The organism is Phormidium pseudopriestleyi FRX01 (assembly GCF_017313335.1).
GTDB lineage: Bacteria > Cyanobacteriota > Cyanobacteriia > Cyanobacteriales > Laspinemataceae > Laspinema > Laspinema pseudopriestleyi.
Map to the genome: position 1 here is coordinate 1 of NZ_JAFLQW010000568.1, position 7525 is coordinate 7525.

The window sequence follows — 7525 nt, forward strand, 5'->3', positions numbered from 1 at the left end:
GCAAAGCGCTGATTCCAGGGACAGACATCTTGACAAATATCACAACCGGCAACCCAGCCGCTTAAGTGAGGTTGGATGGAGTCGGGCAAGGTTTCTGAACGATTTTCGATGGTATGATAGGCGATACAACGATTGGCATCGACCACAAAGGGTTGAGCGATCGCCCCGGTGGGACAAGCCTGGATACAACGGGTACAAGTGCCGCAATGGGAGGTGTGAGGAGAGTCCGGGGTTAAGGGTAAATTGGTGAGAACTTCCCCGAGAAAGATCCAGGAACCATACTGTCGAGAAATCACGTTGCCATTTTTAGCAATCCAACCGATTCCGGCCCTTTGTGCTAACACTTTGTCCGGGACTGGGCCAGTATCAGCATAATAGCGGGCTTGGATGTCTGGGTTGTGAGCTTGCAGCCATAATGTGAGGGCTTTCAGCTTTTTATGCATAATTTTATGATAGTCCCGTCCCCAACCGTAGCGAGAGATTTTGGCATAAATAGGGTCTTGGGGATGTTGGTGTTCGGTGTAGTAGTTGAGGGCGACACAGATAGCGGATTGGACATCGGGCATGACTTGGCGGATATCCTGGCGTTTGGGATTGTTCATCCAATCCATTTGAGCCTGATAGCCTTGGTCTAACCAATGTTGTAAGGCGGCGACGGGGGCGGGGTCTGGGGGGTCGATCGCCGCGATGCCGATTTGATGAAATCCGAGTTCTTGGGCTTTAGCTTTGATTTGCGTGAGGGTGGGGTTCATGGCTGGAGGGTAGGGGTTGTGGATGCGATCGCCGGTGGGTCAATCGGCTGGAATTAAGACAGTCGCCGTGGTTTGGGACTCTCATTACTCTAGGTTAAGACAGTGATTGGTAATTCTGATTGCCGAGGGGTTGTTATTTGTAAAGAAATGTTACATAATGGGATTTAAGACGGAAAAGCAGAAGCGAAAACAATCGGATTCCTGGCTTAATCTCCGGTGTTGGTCGCCAACCCCTGCGAAGACTATCTAAATTTTAAACTCTGTAAGTTTTTATCTGGATCTGGAGGAGGAGATAAAACCCTCCGATTGAGATTGATATAAGTTTTCCCAACGTTCTTGCCTCTCCCTAGGCAAACCCCAATCTGGCTTGTGGAAGTTTTGGTTTTCTTCCGAAGCCAGATTTTGTTTTTGGTTAGCGGATAGTTATAATAGTTATCATATTGAATTCGCATATTTTAGGAGAAAATTATGACAAATTCCGAGACGATAACCGGGATAAATTATAACTCCAATCTGGATGATTCTATGCCGGAAGGAGGAAGACAACAGGAATTTCCCGAGACTATTCAACAGTATTTTGACAATTTGAATCAGGGGGAATTTGAAGCGGCGAGTGAGTTATTTGCTGAAGCGGGGGAATTGCGGCCACCCTTTGAGGAAGCTGTGGTGGGACCCGAGGCGATCGCTGAGTATTTAGAAGCCGAAGCCAAAGGAATGAAACTGTATCCGAGACCCGAATTTCAGGAGTGGGTTGAAGGGGAAAACCGGCATCTTGAAATCCCGGGAAAGGTGGAGACGGCTTTTTTCAAAGTGAATGTTGCCTGGTTTTTTGTCCTGAATCCAGGGACAGAAATTCTCAGCGTCCGGGTCAAACTTTTAGCATCATTGAAAGAATTAGTCAACCTGAGACGGTAGGAGTGGGGAAGGGGAGATGGGGGAGAGAGAATCTTTAAAATTCTGGAGATAGAATGCACCCCGGTATTACCGGGAAGTTGGGAGGGGAAACTCAAGGGGAGATCGCCAACAGATTAGCTTTCATAAGAGAATCCTCGCCGCCCGAACGGACGATCTGAACCCCGGAAAAAAATAGAGCGATCGCCGTTCCACAGTCCGGTAATCGCTTAAGCCTTTTGTTCCGACATACTAGCTTCCAACTTCAGACAGTTACGACCATCAATTTGGAGACTGTACTCAACCCGATCCATCAGACGATTCATTATTAACCATCCATAACCGCCATCGGGCATTTGTTCCGGGACTGGGGCCATATAGGTCGATAAATCGTACCCCTTGCCATGATCCCAAACTTCCACCGCAATATCCCGATCTTTGAGCTCCAGACGAACCAGAACCGGGAGATTAGGCTGATCCCGGTGAGCATGACGCACCACATTAGAATAGGCTTCCGCCAGAACCAAGCGTAAGCGATTCGACTGACGGGGCCACTCCATATGATCTCCAAGCTCCATTTCCAGACAGCCCAAAAGCCAGCTTTCAACAATCGTCAAAAACCGCAAGTCGCTTGGGACGTGCAACTCAGTTCTCATTGCTTACAGAACCTCCAGAGAAAGTATAGTTTGGTCATCTTCCTGCTCTTGAGCAATTTCGCGGACGCGAGCTAATAAGTGATCGAGGTCGAGGGGATGATTTTCCTGACCGATCAACTGCCAGAGACCCTCTTGTTCCAACATCGACCCCTTATGGTGTCCAATAGAGGAGTCTGGATTGGTGATGGTGGCCTCCGTGAGACCATCGCTCGTTAGCAGAAAAACTTCCCCTGGATTTAACTCCATGCTCCCAACGGTACCTCTCCAGACGGGTAAAATTCCCAAAGGAATTCCCCGAGCTTTGAGAAAATTGGGTTCGACGGTTGCTGCATCAGAAGAAGTTAACATTTGATGAGACCAGACGAGGGGATAGATATGTCCAGCATTGCCATAGGCCAACTCTCGGGTAGAGGGGCGATAACGAGCCACAACCATTGTAATAAAACAGTTATTGCCCATTAGGTCATCAGCCAGAGCGCTGTTAAGGTTCATCATGACCGTTTCGGGTTCTGGCGAAGTTTCTTGCGCCAGTTCACGCCGCATCACCGAAATAGCGCTTGCCATAAACAGAGCCGCCGGTACTCCCTTCCCGGACACATCCCCCACAGCGACCCAGATATCACCTTGAGCATGAACATAGACCTCAAAGAAATCACCCCCTACAGCGCGAGCGGGATAGCAAGAGGCTTGAACCCGAGCGGTTTCAAATTCCGGCCAACTTTGCCGAAGCAAATTGGTTTGAATTTGACGAGCCACCTCTAATTCAGCCATCATTTGCTGGGCTTGCTCTTCCGTGCGCTGATAGAGCTTGGCTTGAGACAGCGCCAGGGCCGCTTGTTCAGCAACCCCTTCAATCAATTGGATATCTTCAGGAGACCAACTGTTAGCGCTGCCATCTTGGTAGACAGACATCACCGCGAGGAGATCCTTTTGGTAACTCAGGGGGACAACCAAGCGAGTGGAATCCTTGCCATTGTTGTCTTCTTGAACTAATTGAGTCTGACGGCTTTCCAGAACGGTGGCAATCAGGGAATCCTCCTCCTCGGGTACATCAATGGAGCCTGTGTCGGGATTCAGATAGGAAAACGAGTCTGGCGTGAGGTGATCGCCCTCTACAGGTCGCAGAATGCAACGAGTTGCCTCAAAATTTTCGCCGACAGTTTCCACAATCGTTTGCAACATACTGCGATAGTCCAACGACTCCCGAATCGCGCTCATCACCGCATTAAATAAGGCTTCCCGGCGTAGGGCGCGACGGAGGATATTCGTACTTTGCTTAACTACTTGGTAAGTTTCCGACGCTTGCTGAACAACCGACTTTAACTCTTCAGGGTTCCACGGTTTTGTGATGTACTTGAATACTTGGCCGGAGTTAATCGCCTCTACCAGGTCCTCTACATCAGTGTAGCCGGTCAGTAGAATCCGAATCGTATCGGGAAACCGTTCTACCGTTTTACTGAGAAACTCCGTGCCGTTCATTTCTGGCATTCGCTGGTCTGAAATAATCACGGCCATTTCGCCGCTTTCATCCAGCGCCTCCAGAGCTTTAAACGCACTATCTGCTCGATAAACGTCAAAGTCCCGCCGAAACGTCCGGTATAGCAAGTCTAGGTTGTCGATTTCATCATCGACCACCATCAGTTTCAGCTTGCTCCCTTTTCCCCGACTCATGCGATACCCCACTTACAGGCTATATGGATTCAGTGTGACTTGCGCCCTTGTCCGGCTGTTTTCGACGGGCCGATCTTTATCAGGTGCCTAACGGGTTGAGAACACCACTGGCAAATCACGCTTTGGGTGGGCATTCCTTTCTCTACAAAAGTACCCGGCGATCGGCAGGCACTAACGGGCTTTCCTCCGCTCAAATGAGCTTAACATAGAGAGCTGGCTTGTTAGCAGCCTGCAATTGAGTTCGGTCGATTTGTGAAAGACCGTGACTCTGTTGGGGTGAGGCAGTGGGTCAGTCTTTCTGGCCCTACCGTACCCCTGGCATCGGGATTAACCTGGATTGTCACCTCCTAGGTTAGATCCGGCTCAATGCGCTCGAATAATCTCAACTTTGCCGATCGCGATCGCGAATTGTGGGCAATTTCTGCTGACCCTGGCGTGATCGGCTTTTTCGTCAGCACCTTCAGAAGCGGTGAATCCCGCATCCGATGCTTGACCAGTCGATCTTCTAGACTATGAAAGCTAATAATACCGAGCCGTCCGCCCGGATGCAACCACAAGGGAGCCTTTTCTAAAAACGTTTCCAAAGCAGCCAGTTCCCCATTCACCGCAATCCGCAAAGCTTGAAACACCCTTGTAGCCGGATGAATTTTGCCATGACGATACTTCCCCGGCACCGAAGAAGCAACTGCCGACGCCAACTCAGTGGTGGTTTTCAGGGGACGCCGTTCCACAATTCGCCGCGCAATCCGACGAGAAAATCGCTCCTCTCCATAGCGAGAAAAAATATCCAATAACGCCACCTCATCCCAATGATTCACAATTTCCGCCGCATTCAACTCCTGGCGTTCATCCATTCTCATATCCAAAGGAGCCTCGTACCGAAAACTAAACCCTCGTTCCGGGCAGTCTAACTGAGCCGAACTCACCCCCAAATCCGCCACAATCCCATCAAACCGCATCTCTTGGGGCTGATACTCGGCAAAATTCCCCTGGCAAAATGTCACCGCATCCCCATACACCGCCAACCGATTCCCTGCTGCATCCAGGGCAAGGCGATCGCGGTCGATCGCCACCAACTGCACCCCCGGGGCCGCCTCCAAAATCAACCGCGAATGACCTCCCCCACCCACCGTCGCATCCAAATATCGGCCCCCAGGACGGATTGCCAACCCCTCCACCACTTCCTGACTCAAAACCGACAAATGGACAAAGCTTTCCTTTGCCTCCGAATTTACACTCACTCCCTGATTTACCACGGACCCAATCTCCCTATAATGATGAAAGCAAGTGCGAAACGTTTGGGAATGAAATAAGGCTGAAATGCCCGAAATAACCTCCCAGTAGGGTTCTTAACCCCTTGGCTAAGATAAAAGACCCCGGTCTTGAAACCCTTATAACTGTCTGTATGTGTTCAAGAGTGCTGCTAATCAGCACAATGGAGAACGGCACAGGGTTCTGACGAAAAGATTGTAACAATTTTACAATCACAAATCAGGTGCAACGGCGATAGCCACCCCCAGTTTTAGGAGTCACGACCCTAGGATTGAAGCGGGGAACGGAAGGCTCGAAGAGGTAGCCCAACACCACAATCGAGACCACTGCCAATCACCCAAGGCTAAGGGAAACTGAATGTCCGGCTTGAACTCTCGTAATCATTAAGCAGTGAAATGGGATGACACACTGCGTCCAAAAAGGATACGCAAAAAAGGTAGAAGTTTTTGCACCCTTCTACACCAACCCTCCAAAGTACGCCGGGAGAAAGGACAAGCCTAAAGGTGAATAACCCTTACAGACGGAACGTTATAACCCCTCAGATGCTCTATTGAATTGGTCGATTACCTAAGTAGTGACAAGTGTAAGCGGAAGCACTGAGGGAATGAGATGTAACCCAAAGCAAATGCCACTCTGTAATGGAATGGATAGGCCAACAGGTTACGGTTTAGATGCAAGGAAAGGATAACAGTAGCAATGAATAGGGTTAAGACGAGTTTAAAGACTACGGAAACATGGAATGCAATTCCTTGGACGAAAGTTCAAAGAAAAGTGTTTAAGTTGCAAAAACGTATTTTCCAAGCGGCTAAATCGGGACAGGATGCCAAAGCAAGAAGGTTGCAAAAACTTCTAACCTCGTCATACTATGCGAGGCTCTTAGCGGTCAGGAAAGTGACCCAAGATAACCAAGGCAAGAAGACGGCAGGGATAGACGGAGTAAAATCCATAAAACCCGAACAACGTCTTGAACTTGTTAAGGACCTTGGTGAACAATCTAAAGCCAAAGCACTCAGAAGGGTTTGGATTCCCAAACCCGGTAGGGATGAGAAACGCCCACTGGGTATTCCAACCATTAGAGATAGAGCCGAGCAAGCCTTGGTTAAACAAGCCTTAGAACCCTACTGGGAAGCTAGGTTTGAGGGGACGAGTTATGGGTTCAGACCCGGACGCTCTGCTCACGACGCAATTGGTAGGATATACGCATCTATAAATCAGGGCAGTTATTATGTCCTAGATGCAGATATAACCAAATGCTTCGACAAAATTAACCATGAATACCTACTGTCCAAACTAGGTTGCTGCTCACAACACCGCCGAAAAATCAAAGAATGGTTAAAGGCAGGAGTGGTGGACAACGGCATATTTGAAGATACAGAAAGCGGGACACCCCAAGGATGGGTAATAAGTCCACTCCTGGCCAACATTGCATTGGATGGAATGGCCAGGTTAATTGAAGAACTGTATCCTAGAAAGAAAGGTCAAAAGGTCAAGGCCACCCTAATCAGATATGCCGATGATTTCGTAGTAATCTCACCGGAGATTGAAATCATCTATCAATGCAAGATTGTTTTGGAAGATTGGCTAAAGCCCATAGGATTAGAGCTTAAACCCGAAAAGACAAAAATATGCTATACACTTAGAGCAATCGAAGTAAATGGACAAAATGTCTCTCCAGGATTTGACTTTCTTGGATTTGCCATTCGACAATATCCGGTAGGTAAATACAAATCGGGAAAAGTAGGGGGACTAAGCAACAAACTACTTGGTCAGAAAACGCATATCAAGCCAAGCGCAAAAGCAATCAAAGCCCACAGTGAAGCGCTAAAAGGTGTAATCAAAACTCACAAAACTGCACCCCAAGCGGCCCTAATAAGTAGGTTAAACCCAATCATCAGAGGTTGGAGTAATTACTACTCAGGGGTAGTTTCAATGGAAACCTTCAACCAGATGGACCACAACATCTGGCAACAACTGAGGGCATGGACAGTAACAAGATGTTCCAAGGCAACCTATACCAAGCTAAGTAAATACTTCCATAAGGGAACGGTGAAAATCGGGAACGGAAAGGAAAGAAATGAGAAGTGGCTATTCCAGACAAAAGATGGATTAAATCTATGGAAACACAGCTACACTCAAATCACAAGGCACAAACTGGTTAGACCAGAAGCATCGACCTATGATGGGAATTGGAATTATTGGGCAACTAGAAAAGGAACCTCATTGGAAGTTCCAACGCGAGTAGCAAAATTGCTGAAGAAGCAAAAATGTCGATGTAAACGCTGC

At 48.4% G+C, this 7525-nt stretch carries 6 protein-coding genes; 2 read left to right on the plus strand and 4 right to left on the minus strand.

Annotation, left to right across the window (positions count from 1 at the left end; translation table 11 throughout):
- On the minus strand, positions 1–752 hold a 752-nt coding region (gene queG / locus J0895_RS21525; RefSeq protein WP_207090045.1), incomplete at its 3' end, for a tRNA epoxyqueuosine(34) reductase QueG.
- A gap of 468 nt (positions 753–1220) precedes the next feature.
- Here queG and J0895_RS21530 point away from each other — a divergent pair.
- On the plus strand, positions 1221–1667 hold the full coding sequence (locus J0895_RS21530) for a nuclear transport factor 2 family protein (protein ID WP_207090046.1): 447 nt from the start codon (positions 1221–1223) through the stop codon (positions 1665–1667).
- Between the two features lie 206 nt (positions 1668–1873).
- On the opposite strand, the gene J0895_RS21535 is transcribed toward J0895_RS21530, so the two are convergent.
- From J0895_RS21535 to rsmH, 3 genes are all read right to left on the minus strand, one after another.
- Positions 1874–2299: an ATP-binding protein gene (locus J0895_RS21535; protein WP_207090047.1), complete on the minus strand. Its 426-nt coding sequence runs from the start codon at positions 2297–2299 to the stop codon at positions 1874–1876.
- A 3-nt stretch (positions 2300–2302) separates the two neighbouring features.
- Complete coding sequence (locus tag J0895_RS21540) at positions 2303–3970, minus strand: SpoIIE family protein phosphatase (protein ID WP_207090048.1); 1668 nt, start codon at positions 3968–3970, stop codon at positions 2303–2305.
- Positions 3971–4317: 347 nt separating this feature from the next.
- The gene (rsmH, locus tag J0895_RS21545; protein ID WP_340643565.1) at positions 4318–5211 is read right to left on the minus strand and encodes a 16S rRNA (cytosine(1402)-N(4))-methyltransferase RsmH; all 894 of its coding nucleotides are present in this window, start codon (positions 5209–5211) and stop codon (positions 4318–4320) included.
- 727 nt (positions 5212–5938) lie between these two features.
- Here rsmH and ltrA point away from each other — a divergent pair.
- Positions 5939–7525, plus strand: a 1587-nt coding sequence (gene ltrA, locus J0895_RS21550) for a group II intron reverse transcriptase/maturase (protein WP_207090050.1), incomplete at its 3' end; no start/stop codon positions are given.